The sequence below is a fragment of the Mesorhizobium sp. WSM1386 genome (assembly GCF_055901595.1).
Map to the genome: position 1 here is coordinate 3,092,696 of NZ_CM148373.1, position 20,094 is coordinate 3,112,789.

Below are 20,094 nucleotides of genomic sequence, written 5' to 3' on the forward strand. Positions count from 1 at the left end.
CATGGGGACGCCGAGATCCGGCACGAATCTCGCGAAGCACCTGGTGGAAACTCATCTCGGGGTGTCTGTCGTCTTCGATCAGGGCTTTTGGAAGCATGGGATCTTTCCGGCCCTGATGAACGGACGCGACCTTGGATATGGAGACTTGCCTATCATCGTGATGAGCAAGGATCCCATCACCCAGCTCCTGTCATGGTTCCGCTTCAGCCGAAACGACAGCATTTTCCGGCCGGCCAAACATCTCGGTCCATTCCTGAACAGGCCATTCGAACTCAAGCAGGATTTTACGCACCCAAAGATGGCCTACAGGTTCCGCACACCTGCCGACTATTGGAACCAGTTTTACTTTGCCATGGAAGCCCTGCGCCGCACCGGCGCACCCGTACATTTCGTGGCTTATGAGCAGCTCGTTTCCGAGCCTGCGCTTTGCCTCGACGCGATTTCCCGGTTCCTCGATCTTTCCCCGCCTTTCGACGCCGGCACCACCGTGACCATCCCTCGGCACGCGATCGGTGCGAGCAATGACATTGACCGGCCCGCGGACCCGGCCGCCAACCAGGGCCCGTTCGATCCGGCGCGCGCGGATCTGGCATCGGCGCTCGCCAGGATCGGCTGGCGCAATGCACGCTTTATCCTAGGTGACATCGACCGCGACGTGCTTGCCGCAACGGGCCGAGCCGGGTTTCGCAGGACCTGCCGGGAAGCGATCGGCCCCACGGCGATATTGAGGTCGTTGATCGGCTTCTGGTGAGGTGGTGCCGCGCGTCGCCTTCAAATGTCTGCTTCGACTTCCGACCAGCTCCATGGATTTGGCGGGTTTGGAGCGGGTTGCTCGCGCTACTGGATAGCGATGATGCCGTCGATGGCCCGCCATTCCGAAGGCTGGATCAGCCGGTGGTGGGCGACGCGAACCGAGTGCAGCGGGCCTTCGAGTTGGCGCTCCCAATAGGATAGGAACCCGTGAAGCTCGGGGAACTCGGGCGCAAGGTCATAATCCTGCCAGACATAGAGCTGGAGCAGGCTCGGATGATCGGGCAGGTGATAGTGAATCTCCGCAGTGGTCAGGCCGTAGCCTTCCATCTGGAGGCGGAATTCCTTGCTGACGCTTGCGATCATTCGTTTCTCCTTCCTGTCAGGTATTAGGCATCCAGCCAGTTTTAAGTGGTGATGGAATCGCCGCTCGGCTGGCGCAGTGCCGAGACGTCGCCGTCGCTGGTATCCTGGAGCAGGCGGTCAAGCGCGCGGTTGGAGCTTTCGGCGGCAGGGGTGGAGGTGAGCGGCGAAAAAATCTGTCGGTCCATCGATGTGCTCCGTCTGCAAACAACTCCTTGAGCGGATCGCGGTTCCGGCGCCCGGGATGCGCCAGCCGCGTATAATCTGTTGAACAAGGATAGAAGATTCAAGCCGGCATCCGACCTGGATAAGGTCGCGATAACAGGCTCTTGGCACTCGCGGCGCAGGAGTGCCAAAATTTTTTGGCGGGGCTCTTGAAACCTAAAAACGGCAAAACTAGCTCGATATGCGCGCGCGATGCCTGAGCAAGGGTCGCTGCGTTCCGCGCCGGCCGATTTTGCCGGTCCGGTTGCGGAGGAACCGCGAAAAACATGTTTGTCCAGAAGGAGAACGAAATGGCGTTCCGTCCATTGCATGACCGTATCCTGGTCCGCCGCATCGACGCCGAGGAAAAGACCGCGGGCGGCATCATCATTCCCGACACCGCCAAGGAGAAGCCGCAGGAAGGCGAGGTACTCGCTGTCGGTCCCGGCGCGCGCGACGACGGCGGCAAGCTGGTCGAGCTCGACGTCAAGGTCGGCGACCGCATCCTGTTCGGCAAATGGTCCGGCACCGAGATACGGCTCGACGGCCAGGATCTGCTCGTCATGAAGGAAAGTGACGTGATGGGCGTGATCGAAGAGGCCGCGCAGATCAAGAAGGCCGCCTGACGGCTTCTTGGAAATTCAACCAGTCAACGAATGCTGCCTAGATGAAGGAGTGATCCAATGGCTGCCAAAGAGGTTAAATTCCACACCGAAGCGCGCGAGAAGATGCTGCGCGGCGTCGATATTCTCGCCAATGCGGTGAAGGTGACGCTCGGCCCCAAGGGCCGCAACGTGGTGATCGACAAATCATTCGGCGCCCCGCGCATCACCAAGGACGGCGTCACCGTCGCCAAGGAGATCGAGCTTGAGGACAAGTTCGAGAACATGGGCGCGCAGATGGTGCGCGAAGTGGCGTCCAAGACCAACGACATCGCCGGCGACGGCACCACGACCGCGACCGTTCTTGCCCAGGCCATCGTCAAGGAAGGCGCCAAGGCGGTTGCCTCGGGGATGAACCCGATGGATCTGAAGCGCGGCATCGACAAGGCCGTGGAGGCGGTGGTGGCAGAGCTGAAGGCCAATGCCCGCGATGTGACCAGGAACGACGAGATCGCGCAGGTCGGCACCATCTCGGCCAACGGCGATGCCGAGATCGGCCGCTTCCTCGCCGAGGCGATGGAGAAGGTCGGCAATGAAGGCGTGATCACCGTCGAGGAGGCCAAGACCGCCGAGACCGAGCTCGAAGTCGTTGAGGGCATGCAGTTCGACCGCGGCTATCTCAGCCCTTATTTCATCACCAATCAGGACAAGATGCGCGTCGAACTCGACGAGCCCTATGTGCTGATCCACGAGAAGAAGCTCTCGAACCTGCAGGCACTACTTCCGGCGCTGGAGGCGGTGGTGCAGTCGGGCAAGCCGCTCCTGATCATCGCCGAGGATGTCGAGGGCGAGGCGCTCGCCACGCTGGTGGTCAACAAGCTGCGCGGCGGCCTCAAGGTTGCTGCCGTCAAGGCGCCCGGCTTCGGCGACCGCCGCAAGGCCATGCTGGAGGACATCGCCATCCTCACCGGCGGCACGGCGATCTCGGAAGATCTCGGCATCAAGCTCGAGAATGTGACGCTGGAGATGCTGGGCCGCGCCAAGAAGGTGGTGGTCGAGAAGGAGAACACCACCATTGTCGACGGTGTCGGCCGAAAGGAAGAGATTCAGGGCCGCGTCGCGCAGATCAAGGCGCAGATCGAGGAGACCACCTCGGACTATGACCGCGAGAAGCTGCAGGAGCGGCTGGCCAAGCTTGCCGGCGGCGTCGCGGTGATCCGCGTCGGCGGCTCGACCGAGGTCGAGGTCAAGGAGCGCAAGGACCGCGTCGACGATGCGCTCCATGCCACGCGCGCGGCCGTCGAGGAAGGCGTGCTGCCCGGAGGCGGCGTCGCGCTGCTTCGAGCCGCCAGGGCGCTCGATGCCGTCCAGACCGACAATCCCGACCAGAAGACCGGTGTCGAGATCGTGCGCCGCGCGATCGAAACGCCGGTGCGCCAGATCGCCGAGAATGCCGGCGCCGAAGGCTCGATCATCGTCGGCAAGCTGCGCGAGAAGAGCGAGTTCGGCTGGGGCTGGAATGCCCAGACCAACGAGTTCGGCGATCTCTATGGCCAGGGCGTGATCGACCCGGCCAAGGTGGTGCGCACGGCGCTGCAGGACGCAGCCTCCGTCGCCGGCCTGCTGGTGACCACCGAGGCGATGGTGGCCGAGAAACCGAAGAAGGAAGCCGCCACCCCGGCGATGCCCGCCGGCGCCGGCATGGATTTCTGAGCCCATGCATGACCGCCCGCTCCCCAGTTGGGGGGCGGGCATCAGGACGAAATCGAGCGGAGGTAAACATGGATGCAATGGCTGGCCTTGGACCCCTGCCGGCGCCGACACATGAGGCAAAGGAGTTCCTGGCCTACGAAAAAGAATGCCGCAGCGTGCTGCAGCCGCGACTGGCAGGGCTGCTCGACATGGCCGAAGCCGCCGGCTGGAACCGGCGCACCGCCGCGTCGGCGCTGATGTTCCTGGCGGCGCAGCAGGTGTCGGCGGCGGCTGCCGGCGGTTGAACCGGCGAGCGATGTTCGCCGCACAGAAGATGAAGGGCGTTGTTGTTGGAGGTGGAGACGTGATCGCGGGCCGGTTGCGTGAATGCCTGAAAATACTGAGATGGGAAGCGGCCGACCTCGCCGCCGAACTCGGCCGTCCGCAAGGAGAGATTGCGGCCTGGCTTGACGGCCGCAGCCGATCTCCATTTGCCGTCGCCGCCTGGCTCGAGGCGCTGGTGAAGGCACACAGGATGTTGCCGGCGCCAGGCCGGAGCATGCCGGCGCTGGACTCAGCCAAGATCGAGCCAGGCAAGATCGAGCCAGGCAAGATCGAGCCGGCCAACATCGGGCCGGCCAAGACCGGTCCTGCCACGATCGAAGTGTCCAGGTCGAACCGTGCGCGATCGGCGGTGCCCAACCGGCGGCTCAATCTTCCATACAAGATGTCCATGCACCGTGTCGGCGGCGGGCCGCGCTCTCCTGTGTCCGGTCCGCTGCAGGTGCCGCATAATCGAGAGGAGGCAAAAGCCATGAATCGCGGGCAGTTTGAAGAACCGGTCACCGTTCTGGTCGGAATGGGCTTTCCGGTTGCGATCGAGAATGTGATGGAAGCCTACGCCCTGTTGCAGGATTGGCCGGCCGCCGGCCGCAACGGCGCGCACGCCATTGCGCTCAACGCCTGCAAGGCCGGCATTGCCGGCGAGATCGACCCCGAAACCGTGCGGGCGACGCTGGTCACCTTCGCAAGGCGCAACGACATACTGGTGCAGGACATGGTTGCGCCGGCCGCGGCGCTGGGCGATGCGCCGCGCGCGGGCGAACTCGCGGGTTGACCATACGGCCGCCGCCCGGCTTTCGCGCCAGGCGGCGGGCACAGCCTTGATGGAACCAAGCGACGGCACGCAGGTTGAACCGGCGTCGGTTCCCTGATGCGAGGCCACGTCATGAGCATCCTGCAAAGCATGAAGAAAGCAGCCGAACAGGTTACCGGCGTTGCAAGGCCCGGCAGACGACAGACCGCCGATCTCGTCAGGCCGCGAAAACCGAATGAATTCAGGTTCAGGGATGATGGCCTGGTGCCCAACCACCCGTCCTGGCCGCTTGTCATCTATCGCGGCGCCGTGCGGCTGCCGCAAGACTTCGATCCCGCGGCCGTCATGGAGGAGCTTTTCGGCGCCAATGGCTGGGGCGACAGCTGGCGCGACGGCATCTACGACTACGTTCATTACCATTCGCGCATCCACGAAGTGCTCGGCGTCGCGCGCGGCACGGCCAAGGTCCAGTTTGGCGGCAAGAAGGGACGAACACTGGCGCTGAAGGCCGGCGATGTCGCGGTTCTCCCGGCCGGCACCGGACACCAGCGGATTTCGGCGTCCGAGGACTTCCTCGTGGTTGGCGCCTATCCCGCATCCGGCACCTACGACGAATGCACGACCGCCGCCGACCACGCCAAGGCGGTCGTGACGATCCCGAGGGTAGGCCGTCCGCGAAAGGACCCCGTCTATGGAAGCGAGGGGCCATTGCTGACGGCCTGGAAGAAAGACTGAGGCGGTTCCAGCGAAGGCCAGGCGGGCACTATTTGTCCCTTTGGTCGGGAACTACCGCTCCTCGACTATCCGCAAATAAGCCGCCGTCACGAACAGCACGATCAGCCCGAACAAGATCCTTCTCGCTCCCTCGGGCATCTGCAGGATGGTCAAGAGCGTCGTCAGCACGGTCAGGATGAGCGCGCCGATGATGGTGCCGGTATAGCCGCCGCGACCGCCGAAGATGGAGGTGCCGCCGATAACGGCGGCGGCGACCGAGGGCAGCACCAGGGGTTCAGCAAGCGAGAGCGACGGAGCCTTGATAAGGCCGATGTAGAGCAGGCCGGTGATGCCGGCGAGCACGCTGGATATGACGTAGAGCGCGGTGATCACCTGCCAGTATTGCACGCCCGACAGCCGCGTTGCGTGCTCATTGTCGCCGACGGCGTAGAGCAGGCGGCCGAAGCCGGTGCGGGCCAGCGTGAAGACGATCAGCGCGGCCAGCGGCACGAACAGCAGCAGCGCGTTGGGGAAGCCTGAGGTGACGCCGGTGCCGAGCCAGGCGAGGAAGTCGGGGATCTTGGCGCCAGAGGCGATCACCGTGCGCTGGTAGACCTGCAGGCAGCCGGTGCCGATCAGGCTGGTGCCCAGCGTCATGATCAGCGGGTGGACGCGGAAGACGCCGACGCCGATGCCGTTGACCAAGCCGATCAGCACCGCCGGCATCATCGCCAGCAGGAAAGCCACCGCCGGGTCCTGGTTGACGACTTGCGTCGCCATGATGAAGGCGCTCATCGTCGCCACTGTGCCGACCGACAGGTCGATGCCGCCGGTCAGCATGGTCATGGTCTGACAGCCGGCGAGGATCGCCAGGGGGATAGCGAATTTGATGGTGTTGGCAATCCAGCGCTCGTTGACGATGCCGGGGCGCAGGATCTGCAGGATCACCACCAGGATGACGAGCAAGATGATCAGCGGGATCAGCGGCCGGTCGGCCATGAAGCGTTTTAGGCGGCGGCCGAAGGGGACGGGGGTGATCGCGGTGGTGCTCATGGGGTGGCTCGCGATAGAGTTGGCACGACGCATCTTTCCCTTCTCCCCTTGTGGGAGAAGGTGGATCGGCGCGATAGCGCCGAGACGGATGAGGGGTGCTCCAGCGGAGTGAGACGTTGGCGTTCCCTGGAACACCCCTCATCCGTCTTGCCGCTGCGCGGCAATCCACCTTCCCCCACAAGGGGGGAAGGAAGAAGCGCATGCCGATGCCCGCCCCTCATTGCCGCCCCCGCATGGTAATAAACGCGCCGAACATAACCACGGCGACCATGATGGCGCCTTCGATGATGGCGGTGACGTTGGGGTCGATGGCGAGCAGGGTGAGATCCGTGCGCACCAGGCGCAGCACCAAGACGGCGACGATGGGGCCGAGCAGGCCGCCCTTGCCGCCGCCGAGCGCCACGCCGCCCAGCACCACGGCGGCGACGCTGGCCAAGAGATAGGGGCCGGGGATGGGCGCGCCGATGCCGGTGCTCATGGTCAGCGCCAGCCCGCCCATGGCTGCGAACAGACCCGACAGCGCATAGGCGACGATGCGGGTACGGGCGACCGGCACGCCTGAGCGGAACGCCGCCAGTTCGCTCGAGCCGATGGCGTAGATGGAGAGGCCAAGGCGCGAGCGCCTGAGCGGTATCCAGACGATGCAGAGGCAGACGATGAGCACCAGCAGCGCCTTGGGCAGCCAGGCGTCGATGGCGTCGGGCACGCCCGGTATCGGCACGGTGCCCGAGATCAGCGCCTTCAGCCATTCGGCGGCGCTTCCGCCCGGCGCGCCGAGCACCAGAAGGGCGGCACCTTGCAGCACGAACAGCATGGCCAGCGTTACGACGATGTCGGGCACGCGGGTGACGACGATCAGCATGCCGTTGACGGCGCCGAGCACGAAACCCATGGCGAGCACGAAAGGCACCACGAACAGCGCGTATTCCTCGCTCGCGCCCGCCATCATCGAGGCGGCGGTGACGCTGGTCAGCGCCATCATCGCGGCGACCGACAGGTCGATGCCGCCGGCGATGACGACCACCGTCTGCGCGGCGACGGCGAAGGCATAGGGCAGAACGGCGCGCGCCAGCGAGCCGAAGTCGCCGCTGCCATAGCCCGGCTGGATCAGCTTGGTGACGATGAACAGCACGACGAGGAGAGCGAACAGGCCGACGACCCAGCCCTGGCGGCGCAGGAAATGGCTCATGGCGCCGCCTCCGGCGCATCGGAAGTGTTCGCGGTGGGGTCAGCCAAAATGCCGACATCGGCCTTCACGCCGCGCGGCAGGCCGTAGGCGGCGCGCATCAACGCCGGCTCGTCGGCTTCCTCGACCGGGAAGATGTCGACCAAGCGGCCGCCGAAGATGACGATGACGCGGTCGCAGACGCGTTGCACCTCTTCGAGTTCCGAGGTGTAGAACAGCACCGACTTGCCGTTGCCGGCAAGCTCGCGCAGCAATTTGTAGATCTCCTGCTTGGTGCCGACATCGATGCCGCGCGTCGGGTCGAAGCACAGGATGGTGCGGGCATCTGCCGCGATCCAGCGGGCGATGGTCACCTTCTGCTGGTTGCCACCGGACAGGCGCTGCACCTCGCCCTGCGCGCGGGTGTCGATCTGCAGCCGCTCGATGGCGCTGGCTACTTTTGTGCGCTCCCTGCGCATGTTGATCGGCCCCCAGTTGCGGAACGCAGCGCTAAAGGGCAGGGCGATGTTCTCGCGCACCGAGCGCTGCATGGCGAGCGCCTCGGCGCGGTCGCCCGGCACATAGGCGATGCCGGCGCGGATGGCATCGATCGGGTGCGAGAACTTTGCCGGCTGGCCGTCGACCTCGATCGTGCCGCCGGACGGGCGGATCGAGCCGGCAAGGGCTGAGAACAGTTCGTCCTGGCCCTGGCCTTCGAGCGCCACGACGCCGGCGACCTCGCCATCTCTAAGGTCGAAGGAGACATCGCTGAGCTTGGGGCCGACGCGCAGGTTGCGCACGGTTATGCGCGGCCGGGCGGCGATGGGCGCCGCCTTTTCAGCAGCGCTGCGGGCGGCGACGTGAGTCTTGACGATGCGTGTGCCGAGCATCAGCTCGACGATCTTTTCCTCGACCCCCGGCACGATGTCGACAACGCCGACGGTCTCGCCATCGCGCAGCACGGTGGCGCGATCGCACAGGGCGGAGATTTCGACGAAGCGATGCGAGATGAAGATCACGGCGCGGCCCGAGTCGCCTTGGCGGCGCACGACTTCCAGCACCTTCTCGGCGAGGTTGGCGGGCAGCGCCGCCGTCATCTCGTCGAGCAGCAGCACGTCGGGCTCGACGGCCAGCGCGCGGGCCAGGTCGAGCACGCGCAGCACGGCCAGCGGGATGTCGCGCGCGGTGTCGCGCAGGTCGAGGTCGGGAATGCCGAGTTCGCGCACCCAGGCGCGGAACGGCTCGACCGGCGTGCCGGTCAGCCGCAGGTTGGACAGCACATCGAGATCTGGGATCAGCGACGGTTCCTGGTAGACCGGCAACAGGCCGGCGCGGCGTCCGGCGGCCGGCGAACGGATGTCGCGCGCCTCGCCGCGGATCAGGATGCGGCCCGCATTGGCCTGGATCGCTCCCGTCAGGATCTTCACCAGCGTCGACTTGCCGGCGCCGTTGGCGCCCATCAACGCATGCACCTCGCCCGGCAGCACTGACAGGGACGCGTTGCGGAGCGCTGCAACCGCGCCGTAATTCTTGGCGACGCCGGTGGCGTCGAGGAGAGGGCTGGTGGTCAAATGGTTGTCCGCATCAGAAATTCTCTTGCTGCGCTCTACGGCGCCCCCCTCTGTCCTGCCGGACATCTCCTCCTCAAGGGGGGAGATTGGCTGTCATCTCGGCTTTCGCCAATTTTCAACGTTGCAAGACGAGAGCCGGCGCCGGAACTGCCAATCTCCCCCCTTGAGGGGGAGATGTCCGGCAGGACAGAGGGGGGCGCCGTAGAGCGCTGACCTATCAAACCTTTGAATGGCGAGGACGGCAACGCCATCCTCGCCACGCAATCAAAATAGTGCTTACTCTCCCGGGCCCTTGCAAGCCACGATCTGCTCCTTGGTATACGTCGTCCAGTCCGGGATCGAGATCGAGACTGGCCATTCGGGGCTGAGCGACGGGTCGGCGGCGGCCTTGAGCTTGGCCTTGCCTTCATCGGTCGCGTTGTCCCACAGTTGCGGGTCGACCAGCACGGTTTGCTGTGCCGGCTTCTTGCCGTCGAGGATCTGCAGCGCCAGCGTGACACCAGCACCGCCGATCGAGCCGGGGTTGGTGACGGCAGCGCCGACGAGGTCCTTGACCGAGCTCAACTGGCCGACGAAGCCGGCATTGTCGGCGCCGACCACCGGCACCAGCGGCGCCTGCGATTCAACCAGCGCGTCGACGATGACGTTGTCGATGCCGGACGTCCACACGCCGTTGAACGGCGTGCCGGTGGCCAGGAACGACAGCATCTGCTGCTTGGCCTGGTCCTGCTGCCAGCCGGTGAAGACTTCCTGCGCGACCTTCACGTCGGGGAATTCGGCCAGCGCCTTCTTGAAGCCTTTATCGCGATCGGAGTCGGCCGAAGCGCCGGCGGCGCCGCGCATGTAGAACACCTCGCCCTTGCCGCCCATCTGGCCGAACAGCCACTTGGCGCCGAGATAGGCGTATTGTTCCTGGTTGTTGGAGATGATGTAGGCCGACGGTTCGGTGACCGCCTGGTCGACGGCGACGACGACGATGCCGGCCTTGGTGGCTTCCTCGAGGCCCGCCTTGATGCCGGCCGGATCGGCGGGGTTGACGACGATGGCGTCGACCTTGGCGCTGATCAGGTTGCGGATGTCTTCCAACTGACCGGCGGCATCGGTGTTGCGGTGGGCGATGTTGAGCTTGGCGACCTCGCCGGACGCGAGTGCCTGCGCCTTCATGGCGCAGACCATCTCCTCGCGCCAGCCATTGCCCTGCACGGTGTTGGAGATGCCGATCGTGTATTTGCCGGCGGCGGCAGAGACGCCCACCGAGGCCAGCAAGGCGGCACCCGCAAGGAGCGGGACCATGGTCAGGATTTTTTTCATTTCAGACTTCCTCCACATTGTTTTTCAGTTCCAGTTCAATCCGTTGAAGCACGCCGCTGACAAAGTGAGTCATGCGGAGCACTCCAATTCACTTGACGAAAGGACGCAGCACGTCGCGGGCGAGCAGAAAGCCCCGCTTCACCTGGTCGTCGCTGCCTTCAAATCGCCTGTCCTCATGTTCGATGATGACGGATCCGTCATAGCCGGCGCGGTAGAGGCCGGAGAAGAAGCCGCTCCAATCGACATCGCCCAGCCCCGGCATGCGCGGCACCTGCCAGCCTATGCCGGCGGAGAGAATTCCGCGCTCGTACAAACCATCACGATCAATCATCAAGTCCTTGGCGTGGACATGCAGCATGTAGGGGCCGAATTCCCTGATGAAGCGGGCCTGATCGATCATTTGCCAGACGAGATGCGAGGGGTCGAAATTCATGCCGACCTCGCCGCCCCAGGCTTCCAGGATGCGGCGCCAGACCTGTGGCGAATAGGCGATGTTGTGCCCGCCCGGCCATTCGTCATAGCTGAAGATCATCGGGCAGTTCTCGAAGGCAAGCTTGACGCCGTGGCCGCGTGCAAACGCGACGATTTCGGGCCAGACTTTCAGCGCATCCTGCCAGTTGACGTCGACGGTCTTCGAGGCATCGCCGCCGCAGAAGGTGTTGACCACGGGAACGCCCATATTGGCGGCCAGCACGATCACCTTCTTGAGATGGCCAATGACCGCCTCGCGATGCGCGGCATCCGGATGCAGCGGGTTGGGATAGTAGCCGAGGCCGGAGACCGTGAGGTTCTTTTCGGCCAGCGAGGCGACGATCTCCTTGGCCTGCGCGGGCGAGGTGGAAGACGCGTCGATATGGCTGGTGCCGGCATAGCGGCGGGTCGCGCCGGACGTTTTCGGCCAGCAGGCGATTTCCAGCGCCTCGAAGCCGGCCTGATTTGCCCAGCCGGCGACTTCGCCGAGCGGCGTCTCCGCGAACGGTGCGGTGAGCAGTCCAAGTTTCATAGTGCCTCCCAACCCTATAATGCCGATTGTTTGGATCGCTTCAACCTCGCGACCTCATCTTGTTCAAGACTGTGCCTGACAGCGGCCATCGGATCGTCCGAAAGCAGATCATCAAGCGCTGACGTAACGGCCGCGCGAAACGTCTCGTTCGCGGCAAGGCCGGGGGCGAAAATCATGTCGATGGCGAGAATGCCTGAAGCCAGCGCTGGTGCATCTCGGCCGGCCGTGTCGGCGATCCCAGCGACCTTGCCGGCATAGGGGTCCGACACCGGCCAGCGTTTGCCGAACCGGGTTGAGGCCTGGATCAGATAAGCCATCCAGCCGGCGACCGGCACCGACAGCAGGCCGATGCCGGCGCCCTGGCGCAAGCGGTCGCGGATCGGGTTGAGCAGGCGCTGGACGATTTTCTGCGAGCCATCGGTGGCGATCTGGTGGTTGCGGTGGTGGATCGCGGTGTTCTTCAGCCGGCCGAGACTTTGCTCGACATAGGCGAGAGGCAGGACGCCGGGCACCGGCGTCAAGGTCGGCAGCGTTTCTTCCACCAGCATGCGCCGCACAAAAGCCGCGAGCAGCGGGTCGGCGACGGCATCGAAAGTGTGTTCCAGCCCGGCCAGCACGCCGAGAGTGGCGAGCGTCGTCTGGGCGCCGTTCAGCACCCGCATCTTGAGATGCTCGAACGGCGTGACATCATCGACGAAGGTGGCGCCGACCAGATCCCAGCGCGGCACGCGGCCGGCGAATTTTTGTTCGATCACCCATTGCCGAAATGGCTCGCCGACCGCGACCGCGGCGTCGCGGTAGCCGAACCATTGCTCGACGCTGTCGAGGTCATCGCGCGTCACCGCCGGCGCGATGCGGTCGACCATGGCGCAGGGGAAGGCGGCGTTGGCCGCTATCCAGTCGGCCAGCCCTTTGCCGCGCCGCTCGGCGAAAGTCCGCACGACCTTTTCGAGGATGACGCCGTTGGTCGGGATGTTGTCGCAAGACAGCAGCGTCAGCGACCGGCCGTGGGTCGCCCGGCGTAACTCAAGCGTCCGTGCGATGATGCCGGGCACGCTCCTAGGTGTCTCGGGGTTGGCAAGGTCATGAACGATGTCGGGATGGCCGAGGTCGAGTTCGCCGCTCGACGGGATGTGGCAATAGCCTTTTTCGGTTACCGTCATCGTCACCAGTTCGATGTCGGGCGAGGCGAGCACGTCGAGCGCCGGTTCTGCACTCTCCTGGCTGTCTACCACCTTGACGATGCTGCCGATGACGCGCGCCTCGACATGGCTATTCTCGCGGATCAGCCTGGTATAGAGGCCGCTCTGCCGGCCGAGCGTGCCGGCGAGGCTGGGCGGGCGGATGTTGATACCGACCACGCCCCAGCGGTCGAACTGCAGCGACAGCAGGTCATCGGTATATTCGGCCTGGTGGCAGCGGTGGAACGCACCGACACCGAGATGCGCCATCCCCGGGGCGAGGGCCGCGCGGTCATAGGCCGGTGTCTGGACCGACACAGGCAAGCGGTCGAGCAGCGCCGGACCCAATGTCTCGGGTAAAGCGTTCACCGGTTCGCCCCGATCACGGACTGTTCCTGGTCGATCACGGCGCCGGTCATCGGTCCGGCCGCGTCGGACAGCAGGAAAACGGCGAGGTTGGCGATGTCGTTCGGCGTCAACAGCCTGCCGAAAGGCTGCACGGCGTTGGCGGCGTCGAGCCAGCTCGGGCCGTTGCCCAAAATTTCGGATTGCATGACGCGTTCGGCCGGCGTGTCGGTCCAGCCGACATTGATGCCGTTGACGCGGATGCGGTCGAAACGGTGGGCGTTGGCGGCGTTCTTGGTCAGCGTCGCCAGCGCGCCCTTGGTGGCGGAATAGACCGCGAGCTCGGGCGAGCCGCAATGGGCGTTGATCGAGAGAATATTGACGATCGAGCCACCTTGGCCGCGCTTCTTCATGTCGGCGATGGCAGCCTGCATCAGGAAGAATGGTGCCCGCGCGTTGACGGCGAACAGCGAGGCCCAGTCGTCGAGGCTGGCATCGAGGAAGGAGGCACGGTCGGTCAGGCCGGCGGCGTTGACCAGGCCATCGATGCGGCCGAAGCGCTCGATACAGGCTCGCGCCAGAAGGGCGGGGGTTGCCGGGTCTCCGAGGTCTGCGGCGACGAAGATGGTCGGCGTGCCGGTGGCCGACAGTTCCGCCGCCACGGCGTCGCCGCGTTTGCCATCGCGCCCGGTGATCAGCAGCCCGCCGGCGCCGGCGCGCGCCAGCGCCTGCGCGATCGCGCGGCCGATGCCTTGCGTCGCGCCGGTGACCAGCATGACCTTGCCTTGAAGATGAAGCTCCATTCCTCCTCCCGGAACAAAGTTTCTATTTTCTGAAATATGGAACGGCAATTCCCGATAGTCAATTGTGCCAGCGGAGCCTCATGTGCCGCGGCGCGCGGCGACCCCTTGGACCAGTGCCATGCCGACCGCCAATGAGGCCGCCAGCGAGCGAAAGCCGGCGAAGTCGGATTCCACCACTTCCAGCCAACTGTCCGACAGCCGGATCAACGGGCTGAAGGTGCTGTCGGTGATGGTGACGATGCGGGCCTTGCGCTCATGCGCCACCGCGACGAGGTCCGGGGTGATCGAATTGTAGGGGCTGAAGGAGACGGCCAGCACCGCGTCGCGCGCGCCTATGCAGCCGACCTGGTCGAGTGCCGAAGAGCCGACATTGTCGACCAGCACATTGCGCACACCCTGTTGCGACAAGGTCAGCGACAGATAGGTGGTGACAGGGAAGGCGCGCTTGGAGCCGATGACGTAGATGAGGTCGGCGCCAGCCAGCAGCGCCACCATCTTCTCGAAACTCTCGACGTCGAAGCCGGCCTCGACGCGGCCAAGCGAGGCCTGCGAGGCGCCCACCATGCCATGCAGGAAACGCAGATTGGCATTGGCCTCCGTCTTTTCCTGGCCACGCCCTTCGGGCCAGGATCCCTTGACGTGGTCCTTGAACAGGCCCTGGAAATCGGAAAAACCGGAGTAACCGAAGATCTGGGCAAAACGGACCAGCGTCGAGGGCTGCACGCCGGCCTGGGCGGCCACCTGCGCGATGGTGCCGAGCGCGACGTCGCTCGGATGCTGCCACAGGAAGATCGCCACCTGGCGCAGCCGTTTGGGAAAATGCACCGTGCCCGACGACAGCACCGCACGCAGTTCCTCATAGGTCCGTGGCTGGATATAGCCCAACGCTGCCAGCGAGCGCCCACGCTTGCGCGTCGCCGCCTCGTCGGCAATGGACCGTCCCGATGATTTGCGCGCCCCGCTCATGTTTTCAGGCTAGCGCGATACGATCGTTTTACAATATGGAAATTGGAAATGGCGTTCGACGGTGAGTTGTGGTCTTGACGAGTGATGCCGACGGTCAAAGGTGGCGCTCTACGAGGCCCCCCTCTGTCCTGCCGGACATCTCCCCCTCAAGTGGGGAGATTGGACGTCATCTCTGCTTTCGCCAATCGCCAGCGTTGCAAGAAGGCGCCGCAGTCGACGCTGCCAATCTCCCCCTGGAGGGGGGAGATGTCCGGAAGGACAGAGGGGGCGCCATAGAACTCGGCGGTGGGTGCTGGCTCGATATCGGGCCTCAGCCTTAAATCAGCTCGGAGGAGACAAACATGGTCTACGCAACATCGGACGGGTCGGCGGGCAAGCGCCTGCGGGTCGGCATGGTCGGCGGCGGCCGCAATGCCTTCATCGGCGCGGTGCACCGGCTCGCCATGCGCCTCGACGACCAGATCGCGCTGGTCGCCGGTGCGCTGTCTTCCGATCCGGAGAACGCCGCCGCCTCTGCCGCCGAGATCGGCATCGCGCCGGAGCGCAGCTATGCCGACTACCATGCCATGGCCAAGGCCGAGGCGGCGCGGCCGGATGGCATAGAGGCCGTCGTCATCGTCACGCCCAACCATCTGCACGCGCCGATCGCCGCTGCCTTCCTCGAAGCCGGCATCGACGTGATCTGCGACAAGCCGCTATCGACGACGCTTGACGACGCCGAGGCACTGGTGGCGTTGGCGAAGGCGAAGAAGCGCCGCTTCGTCGTCACGCTCAACAACACCGGCTACGCCATGGTGCGCCAGGCGCGCGAGATGGTGGCGGCGGGCGAGCTTGGCCGGATCGTGTCGGTGCACGGCGCCTATATCCAGGACTGGCTGACGAAGCCGATCGACGCCGAGGGCCAGAAGCAGGCGGAATGGCGCACCGATCCGGCGCGGGCAGGGCAGTCGGCGGTGCTGGCGGACATCGGCGTGCATGCCTTCAATCTGGCGAGCTATATCTCGGGTTGCGAGGCCGAGACGGTGTCGGCCGATCTGTTCACCGCCGTGCCGGGGCGCCGGCTCGACGACAATGCGCATGTGCTGGTGCGCTGGACCGGCGGGGCGCGCGGCACGATCCTGGCCAGCCAGACATCACCAGGCCACTACAATGACCTCTCCGTGCGCATCTATGGCGACAGAGCCGGGCTCGAATGGTCTGGAAGCCGGCCGGAGGAATTGCGCTTCTCCAGATATGGCGAGGAAACCCGGACGCTGGTGCGCGGCGGCCATGGCTCGACCGAGGAAAGCCGGCGCGTTTCGCGCATGCCGGCGGCGCATCCGGAAGGCTATATCGAGGCCTTCGCCAATTTCTACCGCGATGCAGCCGACATCATCCGCGCGCATCGGTCGGGTGGAGTGGTCGATGCGGCACGCGCGGCACAGGTGCCTGACGTGGTCGATGGCGCCCGCGGGGTGAAGTTCGTCGCCGCGGCGGTGGAATCGAACGCGGCGGGCGGGGCTTGGACGGCGGCGCGGTTTCAAGAGTAGCAGCCGATCTTCCCCCTCGTGGGGGAGATGCCCGGTAGGGCAGAGGGGGGCGCGAAAGAACGCCAGTTTTTCGGCATGGTCCGCTTTTACGGGAATCCCGGCGGACACGGCTGATTTGGCCGAGAGGTTGGCGGGACAGCGCCCCCCTCTGGCCTGCCGGCCATCTCCCCCACAAGGAGGGAGATCACCAGATTCCCAGCCGCTCGGCCAGATCCGATAGCATCGGACGCTGCCCGACAAGCATCTTGACCTCGGCCTCAGGCAGGCTGAACCAGCCCGCTCTGTCGACCTCAGGGAATTCCTTCATCGAGCCCGACCGCGGCGGCCATTCCATGGTGAAGCTGTTGCTCTTGATGGCGGCCACGTCGATCTCCGCCCTGGCCTCCACCGACCAGGCGCTGACGATCTTGCCGCCCGGCTGCTTGTAGTCACCGAGGCGCTCGAAAGCGCCATCGACCTTGATGCCGATCTCTTCCTCGGTCTCGCGTTGTGCCGCCACAAGCTCGTCCTCATTCTCGTCGACAAGGCCTTTCGGGATCGACCAGGCGCCTTCGTCCTTCCTGGCCCAGAACGGGCCGCCGGGATGAACCAGCAGCACGCTGATGTCACCATCGCTTCGACGATAGATCAGCAGGCCGGCACTGCGTTTTGCCATTTTGCGTGTCCATTCGTGGCGCTGATATGAGGTGGCCAATTGCCGGTCGATCATGGATACCGACCCTTGCATCGGCAAATTGCGACGCTATGTCAAACACGCCCGCATTGCACCTCATGTGCGAGTCCGGCAATCTGAAGTATCACTTTGGGGCGGCGTCGAAGGTCAGGTAAGGCGTCCGAATGCAACTGGGTCTGATCGGCTACTACAGCGACTTCGTGGTCTATCCGCTGGTGATCGCCATATTGGGAATAGCCGGGTTGATCGAGGCCGGCGAGGAGAGTGCGCCGGAGTGGATCGGCATGGTCATCTTCTGTCTCGGCCTGTGGACGCTGATCGAATACGTCCTGCACCGCTTTGTCCTTCATCACATTCCCTACATCAGGGATCTGCACGACCGTCACCATGTCGAGGAGCGCAGTTCGGTGGGCACGCCGACCTGGCTCAGTCTGGGCGTGCATGCGCTGGTCGCCTTCCTGCCGGTGTGGATGGCCTTCGGTTTCGCGACCGCGAGCGCGGTCAGTTGCGGCCTGATGCTGGGCTATCTCTGGTACATCAGCGTCCACCACATGATCCATCACTGGCATCCCAGACATCCCAGTTATCTCTACACTCTCAAGCGCCGCCACGCAGTGCATCATCACATCGACGATACCGCCAATTTCGGCGTGACGTCGATATTCTGGGATCGGGTTTTCGGTACGGCGCAGCTCTGAGGGGCCGGGCGTGTCTCGATCCCGGCAGGTCCAGCATCATTGTCATGGCGGCCGGCCGAGATAGCCTGCCCCGAGATAGCCTGCATCGATGTGCTGGGGCCGGGGGGCGTGACGGGAATGCTTCTGCCATTCTTGTATTGGCCTGCATCTCATCGCCTTGGCAGGCTGAAATGGGTTGCTCTTTTCGCGCCGTTCATCCTGTTGTCCGGCTACATCGCCTATGGCTTTGTCGGCATCCAGATCGACTCACCGCTCTCCGCGCTCAGGCACTTTGCCGCGTTCCCGAACTGTGCAGCGGCTCGCGCCGTCGGTCTTGCCCCCGCGCGCAGTGGGCAGCCCGGCTATTGGCCGACGCATGATGCCGACAAGGACGGCATCGCCTGCGAGCCTTGGCACGGGGAAAGCGCCAGCGGCGTCAAGGTGCATCGCTATTGGCGCAGCGGCAGGTAGTTCTCACAGTTCCTTTTCCGCCAGCTCCCTGAATTCGTCGGGCACCGAGCGCGCCGCTTCGAGCGCCACCGTGCCGTAGCCGACGGCCTGTTTGCCGAAGCGCTCGCGGATCTTGTCGATGGCGCGGTCGGCGCCGAAGCGCGCCAGACCTTTTGCCGTGCCCGGCCGGTGCTTTTCGTCGGCAAGGCCGAGCGGCAGTTCGAGCTGCAGCTCGGCACTTTCCCAGAGATGCGAGACCGAGATCGCCAGCAGCGAGATCGTTCTTTCATGCGGATTGTCGGCGAGCACGCCGCGCACCAGATCGCCTGCGATTTCGGCCAGCATCGTGGTCGCCGAGATCGGCTGGTCGAGCGTGATCGAGCGGGTGACGGCGCTGAGATCGGCAAAGCGCACACGCACGGTCACCGTGCGGCCGGGCCGCGCCTTGGCGCGCAGCCGGCTGGCGACGCGGTCGGCCAGATGCAGCAAGGTGGGCACGATGACGCGCGCCACGGCTGGCTTCTGACCGAGCGCCGACTGGGCGCCGGCCGAGTGCGCCCGGCGCTTCGTCTCCAGTTTCCTCGGGTCGCGGTTCCACGACAAAGCCGAGAGCTTTTCGCCGGCGGCGGGACCGAGCAGCCGCGTCAGCGCGCCGCTGTGCGTCCTGGCCAGCTGGCCTATGGTCTCGACACCGATTTCGGCGAGCCGCGCCCTGGTCGCCGGGCCGACACCCCACATCAGGCCGACCGGCAAATCGTGCAGGAAGGCCAGCTCGGTGCCGGGATCGACCACCACCAGCCCGTCGGGCTTGGCGACCTGCGAGGCGATCTTGGCCAGATGCTTGGTGCGTGCGACGCCGATCGAGATCGGCAGTCCGAGTTCGGCCCGCACACGGCGGCGGATGGTTGCGGCGATCTCTTGCGGTGAGCCGAACAGGTGCGTGCAGCCGGCGACATCGGCGAAGGCCTCGTCGATGGAGATGCGCTCGACCAGCGGCGTGAAATCGTCGAGCACCTTGATCGCCGCGTCGCCCAGCCGCTGGTAGTGGCTGAAATTGCCGCCGACGAAGATCAGCTGCGGGCAGAGCTCGCGCGCCTTGCGCCCCGGCATGCCGCCGCGCACGCCGAAGGCACGCGCCTCATAGGAGGCGGCGAGCACGACGCCGCCGCCGACCGCGATCGGCTTGCCGTGCAGCGACGGGTCGAGCAACTGCTCGACCGAGGCATAGAAGGCATCGAGATCGGCATGCAGGATGGTGGCTGTCGTTTCCATCCCGACCGCTCATCCGCAGTTGCTGATAGATGCGAACACATAGAGAACAAATCATGTACGGCTGTCAAGCCGCGGCGTAGCTTAATCAACATCCCTGGCCGCAGCCGAGGCTGACAACTCATTTCCCATGGGAAGACTGGGTATCCGCCTAAACGATATGCTCCACCCGCAGCGCCGCCTTCATCCGTTCCAGCGCCGGCTCGCCGCCCGCCGCCAACTCGTCGGCGATGCGGGCGAGATGATCGTCGGCCTTGCGATGCTTGCTGCCCCAGGCGCCGAGCGTGGCCAGCACCGGCAAAAGATCGATGCCGGCCTCGGTCAGCCGGTAGATCGCCTTCAGCCCATGGCTCGGGTCATCGCTGCGGGTGAGGATGCCTTCCTCCTGCAGCGTCTGCAACCGCTCGGCCAGCGTGCGTGAGGAGATGCCTTCGTCGGATTGCAGGAACTCGCGAAAGTGCTTTTTCCCGGCGAAGATCAGATCGCGGATGATGAGCAGCGTCCAGCGGTCGCCGAGCAGTTCCAGCGACAGGTTGATCGGGCACCCGGATCTTTCACGCGTCGACATCTCTATGGTTCCATTTTTAAATCACTTTACTATTGACATCATTTTTCTCGAACGTCAATAGTTCCAAATGTAAACCAATCAATGCCGAAGGATTGGCCGAGCACGCGGC

General features: G+C 64.9%; 22 protein-coding genes. 9 read left to right on the plus strand and 13 right to left on the minus strand.

The annotated features are described in order from the left end of the window. Position 1: 1 nt before the first annotated feature. Complete coding sequence (locus tag AC0NIH_RS15165) at positions 2-751, plus strand: sulfotransferase family protein (RefSeq protein WP_473465507.1); 750 nt, start codon at positions 2-4, stop codon at positions 749-751. Between the two features lie 86 nt (positions 752-837). Here the strand turns inward: AC0NIH_RS15165 and AC0NIH_RS15170 are convergent, their stop codons facing one another. Both AC0NIH_RS15170 and AC0NIH_RS15175 read right to left on the minus strand, forming a co-directional pair. After that, positions 838-1,116 carry an usg protein gene (locus AC0NIH_RS15170; RefSeq protein ID WP_023779715.1) on the minus strand — a complete coding sequence of 93 codons (279 nt, stop codon included), beginning with the start codon at positions 1,114-1,116 and terminating at the stop codon, positions 838-840. A 41-nt stretch (positions 1,117-1,157) separates the two neighbouring features. Then, the gene (locus AC0NIH_RS15175; protein ID WP_473465504.1) at positions 1,158-1,301 is read right to left on the minus strand and encodes a hypothetical protein; all 144 of its coding nucleotides are present in this window, start codon (positions 1,299-1,301) and stop codon (positions 1,158-1,160) included. Between the two features lie 327 nt (positions 1,302-1,628). Between AC0NIH_RS15175 and AC0NIH_RS15180 the strand changes: the two genes are divergently transcribed. The 5 genes from AC0NIH_RS15180 to AC0NIH_RS15200 all read left to right on the plus strand — a co-directional run bounded on the left by AC0NIH_RS15180 (position 1,629) and on the right by AC0NIH_RS15200 (position 5,442). Then, complete coding sequence (locus AC0NIH_RS15180; RefSeq protein ID WP_023768249.1) at positions 1,629-1,943, plus strand: co-chaperone GroES; 315 nt, start codon at positions 1,629-1,631, stop codon at positions 1,941-1,943. A gap of 57 nt (positions 1,944-2,000) precedes the next feature. After that, positions 2,001-3,632 (plus strand): chaperonin GroEL, encoded by a 1,632-nt coding sequence (gene groL / locus AC0NIH_RS15185; RefSeq protein WP_023768248.1) that lies wholly within the window; start codon positions 2,001-2,003, stop codon positions 3,630-3,632. Positions 3,633-3,700: 68 nt separating this feature from the next. Beyond that, positions 3,701-3,916: a hypothetical protein gene (locus AC0NIH_RS15190; RefSeq protein WP_473465501.1), complete on the plus strand. Its 216-nt coding sequence runs from the start codon at positions 3,701-3,703 to the stop codon at positions 3,914-3,916. Positions 3,917-3,975: 59 nt separating this feature from the next. Then, positions 3,976-4,728 carry a DUF982 domain-containing protein gene (locus AC0NIH_RS15195; RefSeq protein WP_473465499.1) on the plus strand — a complete coding sequence of 251 codons (753 nt, stop codon included), beginning with the start codon at positions 3,976-3,978 and terminating at the stop codon, positions 4,726-4,728. Between the two features lie 111 nt (positions 4,729-4,839). Continuing rightward, a complete protein-coding gene (locus tag AC0NIH_RS15200; protein ID WP_473465497.1) occupies positions 4,840-5,442 on the plus strand; it encodes a cupin domain-containing protein in 603 nt (200 codons plus the stop codon). Between the two features lie 51 nt (positions 5,443-5,493). Here AC0NIH_RS15200 and AC0NIH_RS15205 read toward each other — a convergent pair whose 3' ends face one another. From AC0NIH_RS15205 to AC0NIH_RS15240, 8 genes are all read right to left on the minus strand, one after another. Then, positions 5,494-6,474 carry an ABC transporter permease gene (locus AC0NIH_RS15205; RefSeq protein WP_473465494.1) on the minus strand — a complete coding sequence of 327 codons (981 nt, stop codon included), beginning with the start codon at positions 6,472-6,474 and terminating at the stop codon, positions 5,494-5,496. Between the two features lie 217 nt (positions 6,475-6,691). Continuing rightward, entirely contained in the window at positions 6,692-7,663 is a 972-nt protein-coding gene (locus tag AC0NIH_RS15210) for an ABC transporter permease (protein WP_473465492.1), read from the minus strand. Beyond that, complete coding sequence (locus AC0NIH_RS15215) at positions 7,660-9,210, minus strand: sugar ABC transporter ATP-binding protein (RefSeq protein WP_473465489.1); 1,551 nt, start codon at positions 9,208-9,210, stop codon at positions 7,660-7,662. The genes AC0NIH_RS15210 and AC0NIH_RS15215 overlap by 4 nt, the downstream gene beginning before the upstream one ends. A 276-nt stretch (positions 9,211-9,486) precedes the next feature. Further along, positions 9,487-10,521, minus strand: a complete 1,035-nt coding sequence (locus AC0NIH_RS15220) for an ABC transporter substrate-binding protein (RefSeq protein WP_023779724.1) — start codon at positions 10,519-10,521, stop codon at positions 9,487-9,489. Positions 10,522-10,609: 88 nt separating this feature from the next. Further along, positions 10,610-11,524: a sugar phosphate isomerase/epimerase family protein gene (locus AC0NIH_RS15225; protein WP_473465485.1), complete on the minus strand. Its 915-nt coding sequence runs from the start codon at positions 11,522-11,524 to the stop codon at positions 10,610-10,612. Positions 11,525-11,538: 14 nt separating this feature from the next. Continuing rightward, the gene (locus tag AC0NIH_RS15230) at positions 11,539-13,074 is read right to left on the minus strand and encodes a mannitol dehydrogenase family protein (protein ID WP_473465482.1); all 1,536 of its coding nucleotides are present in this window, start codon (positions 13,072-13,074) and stop codon (positions 11,539-11,541) included. Next, a complete protein-coding gene (locus AC0NIH_RS15235; RefSeq protein WP_473465479.1) occupies positions 13,071-13,853 on the minus strand; it encodes an SDR family oxidoreductase in 783 nt (260 codons plus the stop codon). Before AC0NIH_RS15235 ends, AC0NIH_RS15230 begins: the two co-directional genes overlap by 4 nt. Positions 13,854-13,931: 78 nt before the next feature. Then, positions 13,932-14,819: a MurR/RpiR family transcriptional regulator gene (locus AC0NIH_RS15240; RefSeq protein ID WP_473465476.1), complete on the minus strand. Its 888-nt coding sequence runs from the start codon at positions 14,817-14,819 to the stop codon at positions 13,932-13,934. Between the two features lie 341 nt (positions 14,820-15,160). Here AC0NIH_RS15240 and AC0NIH_RS15245 point away from each other — a divergent pair, with 341 nt between their 5' ends. Continuing rightward, on the plus strand, positions 15,161-16,348 hold the full coding sequence (locus tag AC0NIH_RS15245) for a Gfo/Idh/MocA family protein (protein ID WP_473465473.1): 1,188 nt from the start codon (positions 15,161-15,163) through the stop codon (positions 16,346-16,348). 184 nt (positions 16,349-16,532) lie between these two features. On the opposite strand, the gene AC0NIH_RS15250 is transcribed toward AC0NIH_RS15245, so the two are convergent. Beyond that, the gene (locus tag AC0NIH_RS15250) at positions 16,533-17,003 is read right to left on the minus strand and encodes an NUDIX hydrolase (protein ID WP_023768235.1); all 471 of its coding nucleotides are present in this window, start codon (positions 17,001-17,003) and stop codon (positions 16,533-16,535) included. Positions 17,004-17,185: 182 nt separating this feature from the next. Between AC0NIH_RS15250 and AC0NIH_RS15255 the strand changes: the two genes are divergently transcribed. Both AC0NIH_RS15255 and AC0NIH_RS15260 read left to right on the plus strand, forming a co-directional pair. Continuing rightward, positions 17,186-17,719: a sterol desaturase family protein gene (locus tag AC0NIH_RS15255; protein ID WP_023768234.1), complete on the plus strand. Its 534-nt coding sequence runs from the start codon at positions 17,186-17,188 to the stop codon at positions 17,717-17,719. Between the two features lie 117 nt (positions 17,720-17,836). Further along, positions 17,837-18,169, plus strand: coding sequence for an excalibur calcium-binding domain-containing protein (locus AC0NIH_RS15260; protein WP_023768233.1), 333 nt, complete (start codon positions 17,837-17,839; stop codon positions 18,167-18,169). Positions 18,170-18,172: 3 nt separating this feature from the next. Here the strand turns inward: AC0NIH_RS15260 and dinB are convergent, their stop codons facing one another. Beyond that, the gene (dinB, locus tag AC0NIH_RS15265) at positions 18,173-19,420 is read right to left on the minus strand and encodes a DNA polymerase IV (protein WP_473465469.1); all 1,248 of its coding nucleotides are present in this window, start codon (positions 19,418-19,420) and stop codon (positions 18,173-18,175) included. Positions 19,421-19,568: 148 nt separating this feature from the next. Beyond that, positions 19,569-19,985 (minus strand): winged helix-turn-helix transcriptional regulator, encoded by a 417-nt coding sequence (locus AC0NIH_RS15270; protein ID WP_473465467.1) that lies wholly within the window; start codon positions 19,983-19,985, stop codon positions 19,569-19,571. Positions 19,986-20,094 lie beyond the last annotated feature (109 nt).

What these genes read in the sequence shown, in the direction of transcription:
- AC0NIH_RS15165 (WP_473465507.1), top strand. Translation starts at nt 2, where the DNA reads ATGGGGACGCCGAGATCCGGCACGAATCTCGCGAAGCACCTGGTGGAA.
- AC0NIH_RS15170 (WP_023779715.1), bottom strand. Translation starts at nt 1,116, where the DNA reads ATGATCGCAAGCGTCAGCAAGGAATTCCGCCTCCAGATGGAAGGCTAC.
- AC0NIH_RS15175 (WP_473465504.1), bottom strand. Translation starts at nt 1,301, where the DNA reads ATGGACCGACAGATTTTTTCGCCGCTCACCTCCACCCCTGCCGCCGAA.
- AC0NIH_RS15180 (WP_023768249.1), top strand. Translation starts at nt 1,629, where the DNA reads ATGGCGTTCCGTCCATTGCATGACCGTATCCTGGTCCGCCGCATCGAC.
- groL (WP_023768248.1), top strand. Translation starts at nt 2,001, where the DNA reads ATGGCTGCCAAAGAGGTTAAATTCCACACCGAAGCGCGCGAGAAGATG.
- AC0NIH_RS15190 (WP_473465501.1), top strand. Translation starts at nt 3,701, where the DNA reads ATGGATGCAATGGCTGGCCTTGGACCCCTGCCGGCGCCGACACATGAG.
- AC0NIH_RS15200 (WP_473465497.1), top strand. Translation starts at nt 4,840, where the DNA reads ATGAGCATCCTGCAAAGCATGAAGAAAGCAGCCGAACAGGTTACCGGC.
- AC0NIH_RS15205 (WP_473465494.1), bottom strand. Translation starts at nt 6,474, where the DNA reads ATGAGCACCACCGCGATCACCCCCGTCCCCTTCGGCCGCCGCCTAAAA.
- AC0NIH_RS15210 (WP_473465492.1), bottom strand. Translation starts at nt 7,663, where the DNA reads ATGAGCCATTTCCTGCGCCGCCAGGGCTGGGTCGTCGGCCTGTTCGCT.
- AC0NIH_RS15220 (WP_023779724.1), bottom strand. Translation starts at nt 10,521, where the DNA reads ATGAAAAAAATCCTGACCATGGTCCCGCTCCTTGCGGGTGCCGCCTTG.
- AC0NIH_RS15225 (WP_473465485.1), bottom strand. Translation starts at nt 11,524, where the DNA reads ATGAAACTTGGACTGCTCACCGCACCGTTCGCGGAGACGCCGCTCGGC.
- AC0NIH_RS15235 (WP_473465479.1), bottom strand. Translation starts at nt 13,853, where the DNA reads ATGGAGCTTCATCTTCAAGGCAAGGTCATGCTGGTCACCGGCGCGACG.
- AC0NIH_RS15240 (WP_473465476.1), bottom strand. Translation starts at nt 14,819, where the DNA reads ATGAGCGGGGCGCGCAAATCATCGGGACGGTCCATTGCCGACGAGGCG.
- AC0NIH_RS15245 (WP_473465473.1), top strand. Translation starts at nt 15,161, where the DNA reads ATGGTCTACGCAACATCGGACGGGTCGGCGGGCAAGCGCCTGCGGGTC.
- AC0NIH_RS15250 (WP_023768235.1), bottom strand. Translation starts at nt 17,003, where the DNA reads ATGGCAAAACGCAGTGCCGGCCTGCTGATCTATCGTCGAAGCGATGGT.
- AC0NIH_RS15255 (WP_023768234.1), top strand. Translation starts at nt 17,186, where the DNA reads ATGCAACTGGGTCTGATCGGCTACTACAGCGACTTCGTGGTCTATCCG.
- AC0NIH_RS15260 (WP_023768233.1), top strand. Translation starts at nt 17,837, where the DNA reads ATGCTTCTGCCATTCTTGTATTGGCCTGCATCTCATCGCCTTGGCAGG.
- dinB (WP_473465469.1), bottom strand. Translation starts at nt 19,420, where the DNA reads ATGGAAACGACAGCCACCATCCTGCATGCCGATCTCGATGCCTTCTAT.
- AC0NIH_RS15270 (WP_473465467.1), bottom strand. Translation starts at nt 19,985, where the DNA reads ATGTCGACGCGTGAAAGATCCGGGTGCCCGATCAACCTGTCGCTGGAA.